At 42.1% G+C, this 21,704-nt stretch carries 17 protein-coding genes; 11 read left to right on the top strand and 6 right to left on the bottom strand.

The features are described 5' to 3' along the window. Window positions 1-326 precede the first annotated feature (326 nt). The 7 genes from ACFO6W_RS13850 to ACFO6W_RS13820 are packed head-to-tail and all read left to right on the top strand — an operon-like array spanning window position 327 to window position 6,755. Complete coding sequence (locus tag ACFO6W_RS13850) at window positions 327-1,748, top strand: S8 family peptidase (protein WP_379997407.1); 1,422 nt, start codon at window positions 327-329, stop codon at window positions 1,746-1,748. Beyond that, on the top strand, window positions 1,745-3,112 hold the full coding sequence (gene xseA, locus ACFO6W_RS13845) for an exodeoxyribonuclease VII large subunit (RefSeq protein WP_379997405.1): 1,368 nt from the start codon (window positions 1,745-1,747) through the stop codon (window positions 3,110-3,112). Before ACFO6W_RS13850 ends, xseA begins: the two co-directional genes overlap by 4 nt. Window positions 3,113-3,137: 25 nt before the next feature. Then, window positions 3,138-4,190, top strand: coding sequence for a WG repeat-containing protein (locus tag ACFO6W_RS13840; protein WP_379997403.1), 1,053 nt, complete (start codon window positions 3,138-3,140; stop codon window positions 4,188-4,190). A 19-nt stretch (window positions 4,191-4,209) separates the two neighbouring features. Next, the gene (gene xseB / locus ACFO6W_RS13835; protein WP_194224434.1) at window positions 4,210-4,407 is read left to right on the top strand and encodes an exodeoxyribonuclease VII small subunit; all 198 of its coding nucleotides are present in this window, start codon (window positions 4,210-4,212) and stop codon (window positions 4,405-4,407) included. Next, complete coding sequence (locus tag ACFO6W_RS13830; protein WP_379997401.1) at window positions 4,404-5,075, top strand: 2-C-methyl-D-erythritol 4-phosphate cytidylyltransferase; 672 nt, start codon at window positions 4,404-4,406, stop codon at window positions 5,073-5,075. The genes xseB and ACFO6W_RS13830 overlap by 4 nt, the downstream gene beginning before the upstream one ends. A 29-nt stretch (window positions 5,076-5,104) precedes the next feature. Continuing rightward, window positions 5,105-5,662, top strand: coding sequence for a hypothetical protein (locus ACFO6W_RS13825; protein ID WP_379997399.1), 558 nt, complete (start codon window positions 5,105-5,107; stop codon window positions 5,660-5,662). A gap of 25 nt (window positions 5,663-5,687) precedes the next feature. After that, on the top strand, window positions 5,688-6,755 hold the full coding sequence (locus tag ACFO6W_RS13820) for a M20 family metallo-hydrolase (RefSeq protein ID WP_379997397.1): 1,068 nt from the start codon (window positions 5,688-5,690) through the stop codon (window positions 6,753-6,755). On the opposite strand, the gene ACFO6W_RS13815 is transcribed toward ACFO6W_RS13820, so the two are convergent. The 3 genes from ACFO6W_RS13815 to ACFO6W_RS13805 form a co-directional block, all read right to left on the bottom strand. Continuing rightward, window positions 6,744-8,720, bottom strand: coding sequence for a KUP/HAK/KT family potassium transporter (locus ACFO6W_RS13815; RefSeq protein ID WP_379997395.1), 1,977 nt, complete (start codon window positions 8,718-8,720; stop codon window positions 6,744-6,746). The genes ACFO6W_RS13820 and ACFO6W_RS13815 overlap by 12 nt on opposite strands. 308 nt (window positions 8,721-9,028) lie before the next feature. After that, window positions 9,029-10,801, bottom strand: a complete 1,773-nt coding sequence (locus ACFO6W_RS13810; RefSeq protein ID WP_379997393.1) for an ABC transporter ATP-binding protein — start codon at window positions 10,799-10,801, stop codon at window positions 9,029-9,031. Between the two features lie 3 nt (window positions 10,802-10,804). Continuing rightward, complete coding sequence (locus tag ACFO6W_RS13805; protein WP_379997391.1) at window positions 10,805-12,529, bottom strand: ABC transporter ATP-binding protein; 1,725 nt, start codon at window positions 12,527-12,529, stop codon at window positions 10,805-10,807. 302 nt (window positions 12,530-12,831) lie between these two features. On the opposite strand from ACFO6W_RS13805, the gene ACFO6W_RS13800 reads away from it, so the two are divergent. From ACFO6W_RS13800 to ACFO6W_RS13785, 4 genes are all read left to right on the top strand, one after another. After that, a complete protein-coding gene (locus ACFO6W_RS13800) occupies window positions 12,832-13,320 on the top strand; it encodes a ferritin (protein ID WP_006800194.1) in 489 nt (162 codons plus the stop codon). A gap of 89 nt (window positions 13,321-13,409) precedes the next feature. Next, window positions 13,410-14,102 (top strand): ABC transporter ATP-binding protein, encoded by a 693-nt coding sequence (locus ACFO6W_RS13795; protein ID WP_379997389.1) that lies wholly within the window; start codon window positions 13,410-13,412, stop codon window positions 14,100-14,102. Next, window positions 14,086-15,201, top strand: coding sequence for a 4-phosphoerythronate dehydrogenase PdxB (pdxB, locus tag ACFO6W_RS13790; protein WP_379997387.1), 1,116 nt, complete (start codon window positions 14,086-14,088; stop codon window positions 15,199-15,201). Before ACFO6W_RS13795 ends, pdxB begins: the two co-directional genes overlap by 17 nt. After that, a complete protein-coding gene (locus ACFO6W_RS13785) occupies window positions 15,194-15,727 on the top strand; it encodes a GNAT family N-acetyltransferase (RefSeq protein ID WP_379997384.1) in 534 nt (177 codons plus the stop codon). The genes pdxB and ACFO6W_RS13785 overlap by 8 nt, the downstream gene beginning before the upstream one ends. Window positions 15,728-15,931: 204 nt before the next feature. On the opposite strand, the gene ACFO6W_RS13780 is transcribed toward ACFO6W_RS13785, so the two are convergent. From ACFO6W_RS13780 to ACFO6W_RS13770, 3 genes are read right to left on the bottom strand one after another with little or no spacing between them, the layout of a single operon-like run. Then, window positions 15,932-16,441: a lipid-binding protein gene (locus ACFO6W_RS13780; protein WP_379997382.1), complete on the bottom strand. Its 510-nt coding sequence runs from the start codon at window positions 16,439-16,441 to the stop codon at window positions 15,932-15,934. Between the two features lie 50 nt (window positions 16,442-16,491). Continuing rightward, entirely contained in the window at window positions 16,492-18,057 is a 1,566-nt protein-coding gene (locus ACFO6W_RS13775) for a SusD/RagB family nutrient-binding outer membrane lipoprotein (protein WP_379997380.1), read from the bottom strand. Window positions 18,058-18,068: 11 nt separating this feature from the next. Beyond that, the gene (locus ACFO6W_RS13770; protein WP_379997378.1) at window positions 18,069-21,194 is read right to left on the bottom strand and encodes a SusC/RagA family TonB-linked outer membrane protein; all 3,126 of its coding nucleotides are present in this window, start codon (window positions 21,192-21,194) and stop codon (window positions 18,069-18,071) included. Window positions 21,195-21,704: the final 510 nt, after the last annotated feature.

Below are 21,704 nucleotides of genomic sequence, written 5' to 3'. Positions count from 1 at the left end.
TATTTTATTAGTGTATTAGAAAACTAGTACACTGTAAATCTAGGCGGTATTTTTTAACTGACAAAATTTTTCACCAACTTTTTTTGAAAAAAATGAAGCGTATTTAATAAATGTATGATTATTAGTTTCTTAACTTGTGATTTTTATATTTGATGTGCCATGTGCCGGTTCAGGAAGAGATGTGGAAAATAGGAAGGAGATAAGGAATACAGTCTGGACATATTGATGAACGATCAAATTGACATTGGCCGTAAACCTTAATTATTATTACAAAAATAAGTGACTAACGACTATTATCTTTACTTTTGTATAAAACAAATAACAACATGAAAAAGGTAACATTACTTTGCGCCCTGCTCATATCGGTTTCGGCTCTGTTTGCGCAGGATTACAACTACAAATTCCGGCTGACACTCAAAGATAAAGGACAGACACCCTATACAATAGATAAGCCTGAAGAATTCCTTTCTCCCAAAGCGATCGAACGTCGTCATAGACAAGGGTTTGCGATAGACACTTCCGATCTTCCAATTTCATCGGAATATCTCAAAGCCATAGAAAATGTGGGAGGAGTTATCGTAGCCAAAAGTAAGTGGATGGGAACAGTAGCCGTCCATTGTAATGACAGTACACTGGTAGAAAAATATAAAGAACTCCCTTTCGTATCCGATGCTCTCTTTGTATGGAAAGGAAAGCCAAAAGGTGAAGTGAAAACAGATAGTATCATAAATTATGCGGCAAAAGAAACAGTCGCATTTGGCAATTATTATTCAAAATCGGGTACAAATATAGAGATGAACAACGGGCAGGCTCTGCATAATGCCGGATATAAAGGTAAAGGTATGACCATAGCCGTTATAGATGCCGGGTTTAATCATTTGCCACAGATAGAGATGCTTGATAATCTGGATATAAAAGGTTACAAGGGATTTGTATACGAAAACGAAGACTTGTTTAGCAATGCCAATCAGCACGGATTGAACGTATTGTCATGTATAGGGACAAACAAACCGATGCAGTTTGTAGGTACCGCGCCCGAGGCCAGCTTTTGGCTTCTGGGTTCGGAAGACCCCCGTAGTGAATTCCCTATCGAGGAAGATTATTGGGCTACAGCTATAGAATATGCCGATAGCGTGGGAGTAGATGTAGTAAATACATCGTTAGGATATAACAACTATGATAAGCCTGCAAAAAGCTATACACATAAAGACCTCGATGGCAAAACGGCTCTTATTTCACGGGCGGCAGATAAGGCCTCTCAGAAAGGGATGCTGGTGGTAATCAGTGCAGGTAACTCCGGCGATTCGGAATGGAGAAAGATAACCCCACCCTCTGATGCGGTGAATGTGCTCACTGTGGGCGCTATACAACAGGATTCAAGCATTGTCGGTTTCAGTTCGCGTGGTCTGACCGCCGACCTCCGGATAAAGCCTGATGTGATGGCATTAGGGCTAGGGGCGGCAACTATTGATGATAATGGACGTGTAAGCTTCAAGGCAGGCACCTCATTTTCATCTCCTATCATGTGCGGGATGGTTACTTGTCTGTGGCAGGCATTTCCGACATTGACTAACCGCGAAATAGTAAGTATTGTACGCGAATCGTCCGACAATTTCGAAACTCCCGATCAGGATTACGGATACGGCTTGCCCGACATGAACAAGGCAATGTCCCTGGCCCAATCTTTAGTGGAAAAGAAAGAAAAAGCAGCAAGTCAGGTTAAAGAAGCTTCAAAGAAAAAGAAATGAACAATCAGGCTATCTCGCTATATGAACTGAACAACCTTATAAAAGGAGTACTTAACGACACTCTCCCCGAAATGGTTTGGATCAGGGCGGAGATGAGCGACGTACGGGTTAATCAGAACGGCCATTGCTATCTGGAATTTATAGAAAAAGACCGTATCGGCAAAACGCTTGTGGCCAAAGCCCGGGGCATGATATGGGCGAATACCTTCCATCTGTTAAGGGCTTATTTCGAAAATTCTACTAAACAGACTTTTTCTTCGGGCCTCAAAGTACTGGTACAGGTGAGTATCGAGTTTCATGAATTATATGGGTTCAGCCTTACGGTTCACGATATCGACCCCAGCTATACCTTAGGCGATCAGGCCCTGAACCGTGCTGCCATTCTCAAGCAACTAGAGGAAGACGGAGTCCTTTATCTTAACAAGGAACTGGAATTGCCTCTTCCGATGAATCGCATCGCCATTATTTCTTCTCCTACGGCAGCGGGTTATGAGGACTTTCTCGATCAGCTGCATAAGAATGCTTTTGGATTTGTATTCTATACAAAACTTTTTCCGGCCATCATGCAGGGTGACAGGTCTGAGGATTCTATTATTTCAGCACTGGAGCGTATATACGAATATCAGGATTGCTTCGATGCTGTCGTTATTATAAGGGGAGGGGGAGCTACATCCGATCTTAGCAGTTTCGATTCTTATCTCTTAGCTGCCAGTTGCGCCCAATTTCCACTGCCTGTTATCACGGGGATAGGACACGAACGGGACGAAACCGTTCTGGATGTTGTAGCACATACCCGGGCAAAAACACCGACGGCAGTAGCTGAATTCCTGATCGGCAACCTGACAGAAACAGCAATGGAGTTGACAGAAATATCTCAGGATATAGTATCTTTGGTTTCGCAACGGCTACAGGATGAAACTGTGCGCCTGAGTGTATTCGAAACTAAAAACTCATTTATCCTGAAGGGCTGGTATAGAGAACAGGAAACTGTACTTTCTTCTGCCAGAAATGTATTGGCAAAAGGTATGGTGCGGATACAACGCGAAAATCAGAACAAGTTCGCATTCCTGGAAGATAATTTGAAGAGGAAGTCCTTACAATTATTGAAAGATAACCAAAGCAAATTTTCCATGCTGGAGGATAGCTTGAAAAGAAGTATACAACAGCAATATAAGGAAGAATTGAATAAGTTGGAAACGTTGGATAAACAGTTACATTTATCCTCACCCGAAAATATATTAAAAAAGGGCTATACCCTGACAATGAAAGACGGGAAGATTGTAAAACAAAGCGGGATACTAAGAAAGGGTGATGAGATTACAACTTTTTTCCCGGATGGAGAAATAGAATCTATTGTAAAATGAAGTCATATACTCTTAAAAAAATACTATGAACACAGATAAAAAACCGATTTCTTATTCTTATGCTTTCAGCTTTATGGACGGAATGGCACATATAATACGCAAGTCGGGTACAGGATTTATAAACAAATACGGAGAACTGGCGGTCCCCTGCATTTATGAAATGGCGTATAGTTACTTTGATGGCTTGGCAATGGTACAGAAAGACAAAAAAAACGGTTTTATAGATAAGGCAGGAAATGTAGCTATTCCTATCGAATATGAAAATGCCGATGCCTTTGCCGACGGTCTGGCAGGAGTGTCTGAAGATGGTAAATGGGGCTTTATAGATAAGCAGGGAAAGCAGGTTATCCCATATGTGTATGACGGCGTAAACTGGTTTTCGGAAGGCCTTTGCGGTGTGTTTAAGGATGGTAAAGCCGGAGTTATAGACAAGCAGGGTAATGAAGTCATAGCTTTTGGCATCTATGAAGAAGTGATGGATTTCAACAATGGCCTTGCTTATGCCTGTAAAGACGGACATGGCGGATATATCGACCGATCAGGCAATGAGGTTATTCCTTTTGTATATGATTGTAAAGGCAGCGGCCTGTTTAAAGAAGGCCTTATCTGCATTTCGAAGGAGAATAAATGGGGAGTATTGGGCAAAGATGGTCGCGAAGTTATCCCTTTCATCTACGACGATATGGCTGTCGAATTTTCCGAAGAACTCCTTGCGGTAGGAAAAGACGGTAAGTATGGATGCATCGACAAGCAGGGCAATACCGTTATCCCTTTTATATATGACGACCTGCGTAATTTTTCGGAAGGGCGCGCGGCTGCACGTATGGGAAATGTCTGGGGATTTATAAACAACGAGAATAAAGCGGTTGTACCTTTTGCATTCGAAACGGTTTACAGCTATTCCGAAGGGCTGGCATTGGTTATGCAAAAAGGGCGTAATGCCTATTTTATTGATAAAAACGGTGAGGTAAATATTGCGTTGAAGAGAAGTTACAATATTCTCGATTATGTAAAGTTAGGGTTTCTAGGGCTTGCTGCGGCAGCATTGATATTTATGCTGATCAGAGCATTGGTATAGAATAAAATAATTAAAGGATATGGCAAAGAAAGAACAAACATACGGAGAAGCGATGCAGGAGCTACAAGACATTATGTATCGTATCGAAAATGAAGAACTCGATGTGGATGTGCTTCTTGAGGAAGTAAAGAAGGCAGCTACACTTATCAAGTTTTGTAAAGACAAATTACAGAAGACCAACATTGAAATACAAAAAATACTCGATAAGATAGAATGAACAGTAGAAGTGTCATTATCGTTGCGGGCGGCAAAGGGTTGCGCATGGGAAGCGATCTGCCCAAACAATTTATCCCGATTGCGGGTAAACCTGTTTTGATGCGTACTATCGAGGCTTTTCACTCTTACGATAACAGTGTGAATATTGTTCTGGTACTTCCCTATTCTCATCATGTGTACTGGAAGGAGTTATGCGCCAATTACCACTTCGGAATACCGCATACAATTGCTATGGGAGGTGAGACCCGCTTTCATTCGGTGAAAAACGGATTAGGATTGATAAATGGAGGAATAGTGGCTATACAGGACGGGGTGAGGCCGTTTGCTTCTAAAGAAATGATTGCGAGGTGTTTCGATGCAGCTAAAAGATATCATGCTGTTATCCCGGTGATAGATTCTACAGACAGCCTTCGGGAGATGATTGGCGGTACGAAGAGCAGGATAATAGACCGTTCCGGAATCAGGCTGGTACAGACCCCGCAGGTTTTTCATACGGATATATTGAAAAAGGCATATGAAACGGAATTCAAAGATACATTTACCGATGATGCGTCGGTAGTAGAGGCTATGGGGGTAGATGTGCATCTGGTGAAAGGAGAAGTGACGAATATAAAGATAACAACTCCGCTGGATTTGAAAATAGGGGAGTTGATAGTGAAAGGTGAATAGTTTTGTTTTTTAATTTAAATAAATAGGCTGTGAATTTAGACAAAATAGCAGAAGACCGTATTTTTCAGAACAATACACGTGAAGAAATCAAGCGTTGGGGTAACCGGCTGCAATACTTCCATTACATGCGTTCGAGAGGAGGGCATAATTGCGAAGGTGACTCTTTTTGCGCCTATTTCAGATATGCGGATAGAAAAGACCTTGGGGAAAAGCTTTTACAATTGGGTGTAATGCTTAATAAACTTGAAGAAGGATGTATCCCATTCGATCCTACAGTCTCCTACTCTTTCGACGATCTGGATAAACTGAGAATTACTATCAACCAATATCCCGATCTGGAACAGCCTCAACATATCATCATTTCCGGCTACAAAGTACATATATGGGTCTTACCCAACAGTTTCGAACTATCTGTATCGGGAGCGAAAGCGGGGTTGGCATACAAAGTGTCGGAAGATGATTTTCAGGTTTGTATGGCGTTGGAAAAGATTTTTGAGTCACTTGATTGGAATACGATTGTGGATGATGATATCAAGTATCAGGTGCATTGTATATCTAAGGAATTATATCCTGAACTATTCGAATAATAAAAATTAAGAAATAAAGACCATTATGGAACACGATATCGACGCGCTATACTACAATGCAGTAGACCTACTGAAAGAAATGATTAAAACACCCTCTTTCAGCAGGGAGGAGCATAATGTGGCGGAAGTCATAGCCACTTGTATGCGTAAGGCGGGTTATGAACCACAGCGGAAAGGCAACAATCTTTGGATACAGTCGAAAGACTTTGATGAGGCCAAGCCGACTATCCTGCTCAATTCGCATATGGATACCGTGCGCCCTGTATCGGGATGGACTAAAGACCCTTTTGCTCCCGAGGTAGAGGATGATAAGTTGTTTGGGTTAGGAAGTAATGATGCCGGAGCAAGTTTTGTTTCCCTGTTGCATACATTCTTTATTTTGACAGCTAAGAAACAGGATTATAACCTTATATTCCTGGCCTCATGTGAAGAAGAGGTCTCTGGAAAAGATGGAGCCGAAGCTGTAGTTCCCCTCCTTCCCAAAATAGAATTCGGCATTGTGGGAGAGCCTACACAGATGAATCCTGCTATTGCCGAAAAAGGACTTCTGGTACTTGATTGCACTGCATATGGAAAGGCGGGTCATGCTGCCCGCAACGAAGGAGAGAATGCCATCTACAAGGCGTTGAAAGATATAGAGTGGTTCAGGACATATCAATTTCCCGAGGTCAGCGATCTGCTGGGCCCTGTAAAAATGACCGTGTCGATGATTAATGCAGGAACTCAACACAACGTAGTTCCCGATAAATGTGACTTTGTTGTGGATGTCCGTAGCAACGAGTTATATAGTAACGAAGAACTGTTCAAACTGATAGACAGGCAGACCGGATGCGAAGTGAAGCCGCGTTCGTATCGTCTTAATTCGTCCCGTATCGCATTGGAAAATCCGTTTGTCCAACGTGCGATAATGATAGGAAAAGAACCGTATGGCTCGCCTACCTTATCGGACCAGACATTTATGCCGTTCCCTACTCTGAAGATGGGGCCGGGAGATTCGGCACGTTCGCATACTGCAAACGAGTATATCCTGCTCAGTGAGATACGGGAAGGTATGGAGTTGTATGTGAAACTGCTCGACGGTCTACGACTCTGATTCTTCCGCCGATTGCTTCAGTAATTCTTTCAGCTGCTCCTCGGTATGATCGACCTGCCTTAGCGGTACTGTTTCGACAACGGCCAGTGATGGGTCTATATCATACATCTGGGTGTCGGAAGTAGTAAGCTTCTTGACCAGATTATAGCAGGCGAGTACGATCTGACGCGACGGATTCATATGCACATTGCGAAATATACGGTCTACTACCATATATTTGAAATCGCCTCTCTTATCTATTCCTTCCTGCATAGACGGGTAGCGGGTAGTAAGGTCGACAAGCCCGTGGCGCTCCAGCTCATTAGCTATCAGTGTCACATACTTATCGGTGTGGATACCCAACTTAAATCCGGCTCTGATATTGATACGGAATACTTTCTTCGGGACATACACCGTTGTTTCATAGCTGAATTCGTAAGGCTCATCCGTTCTCTTGATACGGACAAACCAGTAAGTGTCGGCGCGCTTAGGGGTTCCTTTAAATAGAGAGTATGCTATTTTGCTCTCAAGGAAGTTCTTGTTATTGGCTTTTACTATATATACCAGATGTGTTGCCGCTTTGGGTACGGTTTCATCCTTACTGATACGGATAATCTGGTTGATATATTGCTCGTCCACCTGATCGTAGACTGTATAGTGGCGTTTTATCCTGCGTCCGTTGTACCATGAGTACATGAACAGTAGTAATATACTTGCTATAACAATAGGCACAAAACCACCGTGGGCAAACTTCTGCATATTGGCAAGGAAGAAGCTGAACTCAATAACGACGAAGAATAAAGTCAATGGAATACTGAACCACAAAGGCCTGTTATTCTTCATAAAGTAAAGGAATAGCAGCACACTTGTCATCAGCATGCTCAGGGTAATAGCAAGCCCGTAAGCCGCTTCCAGTTTCATAGAGGACTGCATGGTAAGAATGATAATGATACACAGCACCATCATCATATGATTGATGGAAGGGATATAGAGTTGTCCTTTTATATTAGTCGGATATTGAATTTTTACATTTGGCCAGATGTTAAGGGAGATAGCCTCACTGATAACGGTGAACGAACCGCTGATAAGTGCCTGGCTGGCAATAATGGCGGCGATTGTAGCCATCATCACTCCGATGAGACCAAACCATTCGGGCATCATGGCGAAGAACGGGTTGATGTCGTGGGTTACCTTACCGTGGCTGTTGATAATCCATGCTGCCTGTCCCAGATAGTTGAGTATAAGCGCTATCTTCACATATATCCACGATACGCGGATATTCTTCAGACCGCAATGCCCCAGGTCGGAATAGAGAGCTTCTGCACCTGTGGTACAAAGGAATACCGCACCCAGTATAATCATTGTTTGCGGAACGGCAATAAGGAAATTAATCGCATACATCGGGTTGAATGCTCTCAATACAGTGACATCGGTGACAAGCTGGCTCATTCCCATAACTGCCATCATGGTAAACCATGTTATCATCAGCGGACCGAAGTATTTACCCAGGGAACCTGTACCAAAGGGCTGGACAAGGAACAGTATGAGGACTATGGCTATAGTGACAGGTATAACAGGAATATGCGGGGCAATTGTATTCAACCCTTCCACGGCCGACATAACGGTCATCGCCGGAGTAATAATTCCATCGGCAAGTAGTGTCGCCGCTCCTAATCCGGCTAGGACATACGCCCAACGGTATTTCTGACGTACGAGTGCATATAGAGAAAGTATTCCACCTTCACCTTTATTATCGGCACGCAGGGTGATGATGACATATTTAAGAGTGGTCTGGATAGTCAGCGTCCAGATAACACAGGACACAGCTCCCAGAATATAGTCGGGACGTGTAAGTTGTCCGGCAGGCAGGGCATTCAGTATAGCCCTCATTACATACAAGGGAGATGTACCTATATCGCCAAATACGATACCGATGGCAAGTACGACACCCAAGGCACTAAACGGGACTTTATGATTTTCTTTCATGCATTCTCATATTGAAAATTGCCCCAAAAGTACAAGATAATTCTGTATAAAAGTATTATATACGGTTAATTTTTCTTACGGATCATAGATTGCCTATTTATCTCTATTCAACTGATTTAAGAACTTTGTACTGTTTTGTGGGCAGGTAAACCACAGAGTTATTAACAGTTTTGAAGCCCGAAAGTTTTGGCTTGAGCACAGGCGCTTCAGAGTTGAATAGAAGATTCGTTTAGTATGTAAACGGATTACGGTTATTAGTTCCTGTTTAATAGCCTTGTATTAGCAGAACAAAATGAATAATAGAGAAATTAAAATTCTTCGAATTGTTCCTGATATAAAGAATAATATTTTCCTTTCATGTCCAGTAATTCTTTATGGCTGCCCTGCTCTATGATTTGTCCATGATCCATTACAAGAATCTTATCCGCATTCATGACTGTAGACAGGCGGTGGGCTATAATCAGGCTGGTACGTCCTTCCATCAGTTGGTCTAGCCCTTTCTGTATAAGCAGTTCGCTGCGCGTATCAATATTACTTGTAGCTTCATCGAGCAATAGGATTGGAGGGTCGGCAACAGCCGCGCGTGCGATATTGAGCAATTGGCGTTGTCCCTGACTAAGGTTTGCCCCGTCATTTTCGAGCACTGTATCATAACCTTGCGGCAAACGTTTGATAAAAGAATGTGCGGCTGTCAGTTTCGCGGCCCGGACTACTTCTTCATCAGTTGCATCGAGTCGCCCGAAGCGGATATTCTCACGTACAGTCCCTGTGAATAAATGAGTATCCTGCAAGACAATGGCCATTGACCTGCGAAGGTCCTCACGCCTGATATTTCGGGTAGATATACCATCTATGGTTATTTCTCCCGATTTGATATCGAAGAAGCGGGGCAACATGTTGAGTATTGTAGTTTTGCCTGCTCCGGTTTCGCCTACCAATGCGATCTTAGTTCCCGGCGTAGCATGCAGGGATACTCTCTTCAGGATAAGTTTCTCAGGTTTGTAGCCGAAGCAGACGCCTTTCATTTCCAGATCGCCTTTTACATTACGGAGGCTAATGGCATCGGGTGTATCGGCTTGTTCAGGCTCTTCGTCTATTACCTGAAAGATACGTTCAGCCCCTGCTATCGCAGCCTGTATGCTGTTGTATAGACTCGCAAGTTCGTTTATCGGCCGCCCGAACTGGCGCGAGTATTGCAGGAATGCGGCAAGTCCCCCCACGTCGAAGCCTCTGAATATGGCAAGTAACGCGCCCACAATGGTAATAATGACATAGTTCAGTGTATTCAGGTTCTGCATTACGGGCATCATCATACCCGAATAGAACTGGGCTTTTTCGGATTTACCTCTCAGGCTCTGATTGATTACATCGAAGTCGGTTTCTACCTTTTTTTCGTGTCCGAATACTTTAATGACCTTTTGCCCGCTTATCATTTCTTCGATGTATCCGTTTACCTCACCCAGTGTCTCTTGTTGAGCCTTGAAGTACTTGCGGCTGCGTTTTACGATCAGTTTAGCACTGATAAACATAAGCGGAACGGTAATCAGGGTCACCAGCGTTAATATCGGGCTGATGTATATCATCAGGGCAAAAATCCCGATTAGCATCAGCGCGCTGGAAAGCATATCGGACAAGCTGTCGGTAAGCGCCGTGCTTATCTGGTCTATATCGTTCGTATAGCGGCTCATCAGGTCGCCATGCTGATGAGTGTCGAAATACTTGACAGGTAGCTGTTCCATCTTTTTGAACAAATCGGTACGCATGCGGGTCACTGTATTCTGCCCTATTTTATTCAGAAGAATGTATTGGACATAAGTAGCTACGACTCCGGCCAGATAAATGCCTGCCAATACGAGGAGTATTTTTACAAGACCGTTGAAATTACCAGGCAGAATATAGTCGTTAATAATGGGACGGAGCATATATGAACCCAGCAGGCTGGATACTATGCTGATAATAATAAGAAAGCCGATCACCGAGAGCAGTTTCTTATCGCAGGTAAGATATGACATTAGCCGCAGGAATGTTTTCCTTCCCTCGGTTGGCTTACCTGTATGCTTGTAGTGGTCTCCGTGTGCCATATCTCAGAATGCTATTTGCTGTGAATTATATATTTCCTTATATACCTTCGATCTCTCTATCAGTTCGGATGGTTTGCCGATGGCATCTATTTCCCCGTCTTCGAGTACGATAACCCTGTCGGCAGACTGCATCGTGTTTATACGTTGTGTGATGATAAACACAGTTGTGTCGTGGAGCAGGTTGTCAAGGTTGTGGCGGATCTTTTGCTCGGTCTCCGAGTCCACAGCACTGGTACTATCGTCGAGAATGAGAATCTTAGGTTTGCGCAACAGGGCGCGCGCTATACAAATCCGTTGTTTCTGCCCGCCCGACACATTTATGCCACCCCTCCCCAACAGTGTATTGTATCCGTCGGAGAAGGACATAATGAAGTCGTGGGCTTGTGCCGCTTTAGCTGCTTCCTCCACCTCTTCTGTTGTAGCGTCGGGTTTTCCCCAACGGAGATTATCTATAATAGTACCTGTAAACAATTCGTTCTTTTGCAATACCATACCTATCTCCGAGTGGAGTTCATCCAGACTATAATCTTTCACGTTTATCCCGTCTATCAAAACTTCGCCCCCTGTGGTGTCGTATAACCGGGGAATAAGCTGGAGCATTGAACTTTTTGCCGCACCTGTTGCTCCTACCACTGCTATGGTTTCTCCCTGGCGGGCATGGAAGCTGATGTCTTTAAGGACATCGTTCTCTCCTCCGCTATAACGGAAATAGACATTGCTGAATGTGATTTCTCCCTTGGTGACCTTGTGTTTATTGAGTAAGCCTGTTTCTGTATCGGATAGTGAAGGGTCGGTATTCAGCACCTCAAGTATGCGTTGAGATGAGGCTGATGCACGGGCGATACCCATTATTACCATCGAAAGCAGCATCAGAGCCATCAATATTTGCACCAGATAGTTCACGAATGAGATCAGTTCTCCCACTTTCAGTTCACCGGATATAACCTTTCCCCCTCCTGCCCAAAGGATGGCGATGGTAGATACGTTCATTATCAGTTGCATGACCGGGAACATCGTAACAACTATATTGGATGCCCTGACAACCATGTCGCGCAGGTCTTCACTGCTACGGGTGAACTTTTCACTCTCAAAATCTTCTCTGACAAAGGATTTTACCACACGGATATTAATCAGGTTTTCCCTTACTACGGCATTCAGGTTATCGACTTTTTGCTGTACCTTCATAAACAATGGAAAACCTTTACGGAGAATAAGAAATACGCTGATACCCAGAACAGGCACTGCTCCGATAAGTATCAGGGCTAAATCGGCATTGATCTTGATTACAAAGAATATAGCCATTACAAGCATCAGCGGAGAGCGCAGCATCAGCCGCATTCCCATCAGTATTACCTGCTGGATACGTGAAATATCGTTGGTAAGGCGGGTGATTAATGATGCCGAATTGAAACGGTCTATTTCGGTAAATGAAAGCTGCTGTATTTTGTTGAAAAGGCCCGACCTCAGGTCCGTACCAAATCCGATGGATGCGCGGGACGATACATATACGTTAATGATGCTGACTATCAATCCTACCAGAGATACTGCCACCATCTTGATGCCGACACCGGTTATCACCGATAAATCCTTTGGCATTACACCATTGTCGATTATCTCAGCCATATATAAAGGCTGTATGGTTTCGCTCATTACCGTTATCAGTACAAGAAAAGGGCTGATAACAAGGCTGAGCGAGTATTTCTTTAGTATTTGCCAGTATCTTTTCATTTCTATGCTGTTGGCTCAGTTCAGTTTTGTATAAATGCGAACAAAGATAAATGTATTTGCCGATAAGTTTTTAACTTTTGAAGCATACATTTAATTAAACGATAAATATTAGTGATTGTTTTTGATATTTTTCAGAAATATATTTATCTATATGTTATTGCGGTATCTGAGGTGGCTGACTTTATAGTTATTATCAATATCCTGTTAACAAATATCTATATTTTTTGATGGGTTAATATTATATTTGTAATATTGTATCTAAATTGTTCAGAACAATAACTATCATCAAAAATATCATTATTATGTTAAGTAAAAAATTAGAAGCCGCATTAAATGCGCAAATCAATGCAGAATTTTGGTCTGCATACCTTTACCTATCTATGTCTGCCCATTTTGCCGCAGATGGTAAGCCGGGTTTCGCTCATTGGTTCAAAAACCAGTTTGACGAAGAGCAGCAACATGCAATGAAACTTTTCAATTATGTGATTGAAAGAGGAGGTAAAGTGGATTTAAAACCAATAGCAAAAGTTGCTCAGTCATGGCAATCTCCGTTGGCAGCCTTTGAAGATACTCTGGTACATGAGCAAAAAGTAACCGCTATGATTAACAATCTGGTTACTATAGCCCGTGAAGAAAAGGACTATGCTACAGAAAGCATGTTGCAATGGTTTGTAAACGAGCAGGTAGAAGAAGAATCTACAGCACAGGGATATATCGATGCTCTGAAAATGATCAAGGATAACGGATTCGGTATCTATACTCTTGACAAGGAGCTGAAAGCAAGATCATAACGATTTTGAATACGAATAAGGCAAGTCTCCCTGATTAATGTCAGGGAGATTTGTTATTTTTATACCTTTAATTATTAAAAAAGAAGTATTTGATACAGATAGAACATATATCGAAGAGCTATGGCGATCAGATAGTATTATCAGATGTCAGTTTCTCTATGAATAAAGGGGAAATAATCGGGCTGCTGGGTGTTAACGGGGCAGGAAAGTCTACACTGATGAAAATTCTGTCCGGAATTATCCGGCCGGATAGCGGGCATATAAGTTTTTCCGGGAAAAACCTTTTTGAGAATTCTCTGGAAATAAAGCGGCAAACAGGCTATCTTTCCGAAGATAACCCTTTGTATGAAGATATGTATGTAAAGGAATACATCAGTTATGTGGCCGGAATATACGATGCAGATAAAGAGTGTATATCGGAAGTGATAGAACAAACAGGCCTGCAAAAGGAGTACAAGAAGAAAATAAAAGACTTGTCGAAAGGGAACAGGCAACGGGTGGGAATTGCGCAGGCTTTGGTTAACGACCCTTTATTCCTGATTCTGGACGAGGCAACCGGCGGACTGGACCCTAACCAACGCGAAAGTCTGAATAATCTGCTTATAGATTTATCTATAAATAAGGTGGTGCTGTTTTCGACACATATCCTGCATGAGGTAAAAGATATCTGTTCAAGATTTATCCTGTTGGATAAAGGTCAGCTTATCGCAGACCACGAAATCGGGGAAATAGACTCGATAGAAAATATGTTTCATAAATTGACAAATGAAAATAATAGCTGATAAAAATATACCGTATCTGAAAGGAATCGTTGAGCATTTTGGAGATGTAACTTATCTCGATGGCTCTGCCTTTACGCAGGATACGATAAAAGATGCGGACACATTGATTGTCCGTACAGTGACCCATTTTGGCGAAAGCATATTGAAGGAAAGTAATGTAAAGTTGATTTGCTCCGCTACTATCGGTTATGACCATATAGATACGGCGTATTGTGATGCGCATGGTATTATATGGAAAAATGCTCCGGGGTGTAATTCCGGTTCAGTGATGCAGTATGTGGTGTCTTCCCTTATTACGATTGCCCGGAAAAAAGGTTTTGACTTAAGAGATAAAACAATAGGCATTGTCGGGGTGGGTAATGTAGGGAAGAAGGTAGCAAAAGCCTGTGAAATATTAGGAATGAAAGTCCTGCTGAATGACCCTCCAAGACAGGATCAGGAAAAAAGCAGCGATTTTGCCAGCCTGCAAACGATAATGGATGAGGCGGATATAATTACATTCCATACTCCTCTGATAAAAGAAGGGCAATACAAAACATATCATCTGGCAGACAAAGAATTCTTCTCTTTACTGAAGAAAAAGCCTGTTATCATTAACTCTGCACGCGGAGGGATAATAGATACTGTAGCCATTAAAGACGCAATTAAGGAGAATAAGATATCGGGTGCCATTATAGACTGCTGGGAGAATGAACCCCGGATCGATTTGGAATATCTCGGCCTGGCAGATATAGCCACCTCTCATATCGCGGGTTATTCTGCCGATGGCAAAGCGAATGCGACACGTATGTCACTGGAGTCGATTGCCGATCTTTACGGATTGGATAAACAACCTGTTTCTTTGGTTAAAGAGCCTGCTCCTGCAAGTCCAGTAATAGATGTGAACCGATATGCAAAAAATGTGGATCGGATCTATGGGGCAATATTGGATACTTATAATCCATTAGATGATTTCGCTTTGCTAAAGGCTTCTCCCGATAATTTCAAAGGGTTGAGGAATGAATATCCGCTGCGACGCGAATACTTTGCCTATACGGTTATAAATGCATCGGAAGAAGAAAGAGATATCCTGAGAAATTTGGGATTTAACCATGAATGAAGAGATGCCAAACTTCATTCTTTCAGGCCGGGTCTTACTTAGACCTATAGCTGTAGCTGATGCAGATGCTGTTTTCTCTTATCGCTCACTCGCTGAAGTCGCCAGATATCAATATTGGGAACCATTCACAAAAGAACAGACACTGGACTTTGTAAATCAAAACGGCAATCCAGATTTTGGAAAAAGAGGAGAATGGATTGGGCTGGCTATTATCAGTAAGGATACTGAAAAACTTATAGGGGATTGTGCTCTAAAGATAGAAGGCGATAGAACTGAAATCGGATGTAACATTTCTCCCGAATATCAGAACCGTGGCTTTGCAAAAGAGACATTGGAACTGCTCATAGATTATTCTTTTAAGATAACCGGAGTAAATGAAGTTTATGGAATAACCGACTCGGAAAACACGGCTTCTGTCAGATTGATGGAATCAGTGGGAATGGTCAGGACACCTGCTTTCGAAGAGCGGATCATATATAAGGGCATTCTAAGCATAGAACATAAATACTCTATAAAAAGAAAATAAAAAGGGGTGAAAGAGACTGGCTTGAGGTAAGCTGTCAGTCCCTTCCAAAATTGATACATCTCTGCATTATAGTGTTTGTATGATGTCCGTTCTTTTGAAGTTGAGGGATAATACGGACATAATTCCCCCCTTTTAGTATAAAGCCCGGGGCAATAAGAACTCCGGGCTTCTTGATTTTACAATTTATTATTGATCGTGTACGTCTTAGTCTTCAGACCAACCAGTGAAGCGGTAACCTTCTGCTTTATAGGTCTTTCCCGGAAAACGGGAATTTGTGAAAGTGAAAGATATAGCATCTGCCACTGTACCTGACGGGGCAGTTGCACCTTTCAGGGTAATCTTTCCTCCGGTAAGGGTAAATGTATTGGTAGAGGAGGCCACATTCCCGGCCAGATTCTCTATGTTAGTTCCCGAAAAAGTAAGAGAGCTTAGATCACAATTGATTTTTCCATTGATTGAATAAGCGTTTGCTCCACTGAGGGAATAACTTCCTATCCGCAACCAGCACTGAGTGGTAGAACCATCTATTGTATTGGAAATTTCACAATAGTTTTTGTACACTTGTGCCCCCGCTTCATCTGTTACTATCACTCTGTATTTACCGCCTAAGGGGTGAATGGAAGAATATTCAATTTCATAATCTCCATATGTATCGCAGGAAACGAATCCCAGAAGCAATAAGAATAAGAATGGAATATATTTTATTTGTTTCATATTTTTTAAAATTAGGTACTGAATACTAAAATTGGAATTGATGTTTCATATTACTTGCCGTTAGCAACCTGCCACCATAGCGGTTCCTGTGTAGGTTTAGTCGCCGGAGCATTAGGGTTGTAAAGGGCAGAAACATTAGGTACGGGCAGACGACGGGGTATTTCTCTGCGCTGAAGTACGGTTGTTCCCGGACTCACCAAAGTACCTAACTCATATCCTTCAGCAAGTCCCGGAGTAGTATTGCTTTCACGAACCTTTTCCGCATCACTGATTGCCGGAATGCCTGTACGGTTACGATCCATCCAAGAATCCCATGAGTTGGCTTTTGCTCCGGCCACCCATTTCTGAGTAAGAATACTTTTCAACATGGCGTCCGGAGAAGAAGCATTGAATGCGTAGGGGCCTCCGGCTTTTATGAAATCGGTAGCGTCATACCCCCAGCGATTGAATGCACGGCGTACACCTTCTTCATAGGCAGCTTTAGCTTCATTAGTCTTACCTAATCTGGCCTGGGCTTCTGCGACCTGGAAGCTAACTTCCGCTGCATTCATCAGATAAACACTGTCGGCAAAGGTTTGTTTGTATCTTGATGAATTTACGAGAGGTACAGCATCGGCAGCTCCGGCAGTTGTAGAAGGTTTTGTTCCGCAAGGCAGACCTCCGTACATTTCCCTGTAAGTAAGCGTTTCGCCTTTAGCGATGGCATCTGCGGCTACGGCTGTTAATTCATAGATCTTCTCAATTCGCGGATCGTTCGCTGCTAATAGAAATTCTGTGAAAGTATGGCATGCCCTTATATTTTCTTTTGTATTTAATTGCCGAATGTTATACTCGTACAGAGGATTTCCTTTGTTAGTGGCATTTTCAAATACACTGAAAGCACAGTTCTTTGTCAATAGTCCGCCGGCACTGATAAGAGCTTCTATTTCTGTCTTGTTGGCTTCAAAATCACGCATGTATATTTTTAGTTTCAGGCTTTTGGCGAAAGCTACCCAATTATCGATATTCCCCCTAAAAAAGAAATCTTTTGTATCTATTATGGGATTACTGGCAACCTTCGCCTGAGGAGCTTTGGCGATAGCTTCATCTAATAGCGCAATGATAGCCGGATATACAACGGTTTTGCTGTCATCGTACTTTGGCGCCGGATATTTTTTTATGTCTAAAGCTTCCGTGAACGGTATATCACCATATAAATCGGTAAGTACATGGAAATTATATGCCGTGAGCACTTTACCTATCAACCAATAGTTCCATGCACCTTTTTCTTCGGCCAAAGGGATCATGATCTTCAGATCTTTAAGGGTATTAGCGTAAGCATTGGTCCAAAAAGCGTTATATGACTCCTGGCTCAAACTATAGGTTACAGTTGTATTGTACTGGTTCGTAGAGTTCCCCTGAGTAACGTACTGGCACCATAAGTCACCTATAAGTTGTCCGTTCAATCCTAATTGGGCAATTGTACTTGCTCCCGCAGCAGGCAGCAAGCTTTCGAGGTTAGCCTCTGCAGGATAATTTGAGTTCTCATTTACATCTAAATAACCGTCGCACGATGTAAATGATATGCTTGTCAGAAGCACTGACAGGGCTATGTATATTAAATTCTTCTTTTTCATCATTTTTCTATTTAAAATTCAACCTTAATGGCACCACCAAATGTACGGTACGAAGCCGCACTGGATATTTCACCGAATTCGGAATTCAGGTCATTACCCATATTTGCCACTTCCGGATCTACATAATTGTTTTTCTTAGGCGTAAACAAGAACAGGTTACGGCCGATGACACTTAATACCACTTTACTCAGAGGAGTAGAGCTTAAGAATTTCTTTGGCACATCGTAGGAAAGTGTTATTTCTCTGATCTTAAAGAAATCCTTAGGTATGATCATCTCGTCCCTTACTGTCGGAGTGTATGAGTAGTTGCCATAATAATTGAATTGGTTTGACATCAGCGGAATATTGTTTTCTACATATTTTCCGTCTACTATTTTCACCGAATTTGGATAAATGAAAGAATTACGTTCATTAAATACCGTTTGCGTCGAGTTACCATTGAAGTGAGTAATATAAGATGTATTAGATGCCATCCATCCACCCTTATGCCAGTCTCCTACTACAGTCAGCCTGAAATCTTTAAATTTAACGGAGGTATTCAATCCCAGGATAAAATCCGGCTGAGATGAACCAATAATCTTCTTATCGCTGGTCGACTGTGTCAGGAATCCGTTATTGTTAACTATTGCATATCCATTGTAAGGACTACTCGCATCTTTCACACGGTCAACGTCAGGTACCTGAAAGGTTCCGATTTCTTGTCCTAATCTCATCTTATATTCTATACCGCGCCATGAAACAATAGTATATTCTTGTAAACCATCCCAAAGCTCACGCACTTTACCCGTATTTTTAGTAAATGTGGTATTTACATCCCATTCCCAGTCTTTTGTGCGCACAGGTGTAAATCCGGCAGCTATTTCCACCCCTTTATTTTCCAGGAGTCCGACATTGCGTGTTTCGGATGTATATCCGGTCTCGGGAGCTAGTGTCGCTGAGATTATCTGGTTTTTACTTTGTTTATTATAATAAGCAAAATCTAAGCGGATACGGTTGTCGAAGAAACTACCTTGTAAGCCGAATTCATATTCAGTCGTAATTTCAGGTTTCAATGTCTGACTTGGAAGCCTGTTGTATTCGGTCAACCCCAGTACTCCATTGATAGGCAACCATGTGTAATAATATGTAGAGTTAGATCCGGCTACCGGTTCGAACCATGAAGAAGTCCTGTAAACCCCAGCGTCATTACCGGTTTGCCCTATAGCGGTACGTATCTTCAGAAAATCTACTTTGTAATTTTTCAGTGTCGGCAAAAGTTCGGTAAGGATAAGTGAAAGGTTGGCTCCTCCATAAAGATAGCTGTTTTCACCTTTAGGAAGTGTGGAAGAATAGTCCTTACGTCCCGACAGGTTAAGATATACAAAGTTTTTATAGCCAATTTCCGCCTGAGCGAATATACCTATCAGACGACGGTCTTCGTTATACTGATCGGCATATGCTGCCGAACCTGTATTCTGGAGATTGTACCAGTCGGGTACACCCAGGCCGTTTACATAACCTCCGGTATATTCGTATGTACGCTTATTCAGGTTCCATCCGGCAGTACCGCCTAAAGAGAAGTCGGATATTTTATAGTCGGCCGAAAGGAATGCTGTTGCATCCAACTGGTCTCTGTTGTACCTGTAGTTCGAATAATACCCGTTCTGTGCCGTAGCTCCACCTAAGTCGCTATAAGAACCCGGAGTGAAAGAGTTTTTCGCATTAATGTTTTCCCTGTCGTAATTCAGGAAGTCTCCACCAAGTCTTGCCGTCGCTTTTAGTCCGCTTAATAACTGATATGAAGCTTCGATCTTACCGTATGTGTGGTTATCCTGATACAGATAATAGTTGTTATCAATCATCCAGTAAGGGTTAGTAGCATAGTAAGTATAATAGTTGTCAAGATTGTAACGTTCATCATTATAATCTTTCATTTCCGAATAATTTACATCCACTGCGTGTTGCAGAAGTTCCATTTCCATTTCTTGCGTCCGGCGTATATCTTTACGTGCATAATTGATAGATACATCTACCGAGAATTTATCCCATTTTGCATTTCCGCGCAAAGAGATTGTATTACGTGAATATGTATCCCCGTTATTAGGCAGGGTACCATTGCTGGTCACATTTCCATATGAAGCGTAAAGCCCGAGTTTATCTGTTCCATAACGTACCGATAGAACATTATTCAATTCAGAACCGGTTTTGTAAAAGTTACGAATATTATCTTTCACATACGAAAAAGGCTTTGTCATTACCGGGTCCAATTCGTCTGATCCCCACTCGTGGATAGTTCCATCGAGACGAGGTCCCCAGGAACCATTCTCGGCCCTGTCCCAAGCACCCCAGCCTTGCCCATAAAGATCCTGGGTCTGCATCACGCGAAGGACGTTTGATGCTGTGAACGCACCGTCATAGGATATTGTGAGTTTTTCATTTTTTGCCCTTTTGGTTGTTATCATTATAACGCCGTTAGCAGCACGGGAACCATAAAGTGCGGTAGCAGACGCTCCTTTCAGTACCGTTACCGATTCCACGTCTTCGGAGTTTATGTCGTTGGCGCTATTACCAAAATCGACATAGTCAGTTCCTGAACGTTCATTAGTGATTGGCACACCATCAACAATATACAAAGGGTTATTACCGTTGAATGAAGATATACCGCGGATCAGTACCTTTTGTGAGGTTCCGGCAGGTCCTGCTGTGGAAATATTGACCCCGGCTACCTTACCGTTCAGTCCACTCATTACAGACCCGGATTTCGCTGCTGATATTTCATCCGATTTGATTTGAGTAGCAGCATATCCTAATATCTTCTGATCGCGTTGTATGCCCATTGCTGTGACTACAACTTCATTCATAACTTTGGCATCTTGTTCCAATACCACTCTCATTCCTGCTCTGGCAGTCTCTTCTTTTGATTTCATCCCTATCAGGGAAAATACTAATGCTGATTTTCCATCGGGAAGATTAATGGAAAACGTTCCGTCGACATCAGTCACGGTACCAATGGTAGTACCTTTTACTACCACAGATACGCCTATGGCGGGTTCTCCCAGATCATCAACAACAGTTCCCGTGATCTTTGTTGTTTGTGCCGCAATGTATCCTATACTTAGAAATAAGCAGGATAGAATCAATAACAACCTTTTTTTCATATACACACACTCTTTTTAGATTAGTACTACATATACGATTGTTTTAATATGATTTTATATTTGTCATAGTTCTATCATTATGAAATGATAGTAATCAGAAATAGCTCAAAAAGATTCTAAAAAGACAAATAATGTTTCATAGTGATAGATCGTATTTTTATAGTCGACAAATGTACAACAATTTTTCAATTATGTACAAAAATTTATAAAAAAGTGCAATATTTAACAATTATGACTGTTTTGTAGCCAAAAGGTGTCATTATTGTTTAATATAATGTTATTTTGAATCGTTTTGTTCTGCTTTTAGATTTTACTTGTGGTCGGTAATAAAAAAATAGGAGTAACTGCTATTAGATAGTTTTATACAAAAGTTGACAAAGTTGACACTTTTTACAGTAAACAGTTAGCAGTAAACAGTATTTCACGCAGAGACGCTAAGGCGCAAAAGGTAACAAAGGTAACAGATATATCAGTTAACAGTAAACAGTTATCAGTTAACAACCCGTATCT

This window comes from Dysgonomonas termitidis (assembly GCF_042654545.1).
Classification (GTDB): domain Bacteria; phylum Bacteroidota; class Bacteroidia; order Bacteroidales; family Dysgonomonadaceae; genus Dysgonomonas; species Dysgonomonas termitidis.
This window is presented reverse-complemented; position numbering and strand designations above follow the sequence as displayed.

Bases quoted from the DNA above. Each gene is read 5' to 3' on its own strand.
- ACFO6W_RS13830 (WP_379997401.1), top strand. From the start codon at position 4,404: ATGAACAGTAGAAGTGTCATTATCGTTGCGGGCGGCAAAGGGTTGCGC.
- ACFO6W_RS13775 (WP_379997380.1), bottom strand. From the start codon at position 18,057: ATGAAAAAGAAGAATTTAATATACATAGCCCTGTCAGTGCTTCTGACA.
- ACFO6W_RS13815 (WP_379997395.1), bottom strand. From the start codon at position 8,720: ATGAAAGAAAATCATAAAGTCCCGTTTAGTGCCTTGGGTGTCGTACTT.
- xseB (WP_194224434.1), top strand. From the start codon at position 4,210: ATGGCAAAGAAAGAACAAACATACGGAGAAGCGATGCAGGAGCTACAA.
- xseA (WP_379997405.1), top strand. From the start codon at position 1,745: ATGAACAATCAGGCTATCTCGCTATATGAACTGAACAACCTTATAAAA.
- ACFO6W_RS13780 (WP_379997382.1), bottom strand. From the start codon at position 16,441: ATGAAACAAATAAAATATATTCCATTCTTATTCTTATTGCTTCTGGGA.
- ACFO6W_RS13785 (WP_379997384.1), top strand. From the start codon at position 15,194: ATGAATGAAGAGATGCCAAACTTCATTCTTTCAGGCCGGGTCTTACTT.
- ACFO6W_RS13820 (WP_379997397.1), top strand. From the start codon at position 5,688: ATGGAACACGATATCGACGCGCTATACTACAATGCAGTAGACCTACTG.
- ACFO6W_RS13810 (WP_379997393.1), bottom strand. From the start codon at position 10,801: ATGGCACACGGAGACCACTACAAGCATACAGGTAAGCCAACCGAGGGA.
- pdxB (WP_379997387.1), top strand. From the start codon at position 14,086: ATGAAAATAATAGCTGATAAAAATATACCGTATCTGAAAGGAATCGTT.
- ACFO6W_RS13840 (WP_379997403.1), top strand. From the start codon at position 3,138: ATGAACACAGATAAAAAACCGATTTCTTATTCTTATGCTTTCAGCTTT.
- ACFO6W_RS13850 (WP_379997407.1), top strand. From the start codon at position 327: ATGAAAAAGGTAACATTACTTTGCGCCCTGCTCATATCGGTTTCGGCT.
- ACFO6W_RS13770 (WP_379997378.1), bottom strand. From the start codon at position 21,194: ATGAAAAAAAGGTTGTTATTGATTCTATCCTGCTTATTTCTAAGTATA.
- ACFO6W_RS13805 (WP_379997391.1), bottom strand. From the start codon at position 12,529: ATGAAAAGATACTGGCAAATACTAAAGAAATACTCGCTCAGCCTTGTT.
- ACFO6W_RS13800 (WP_006800194.1), top strand. From the start codon at position 12,832: ATGTTAAGTAAAAAATTAGAAGCCGCATTAAATGCGCAAATCAATGCA.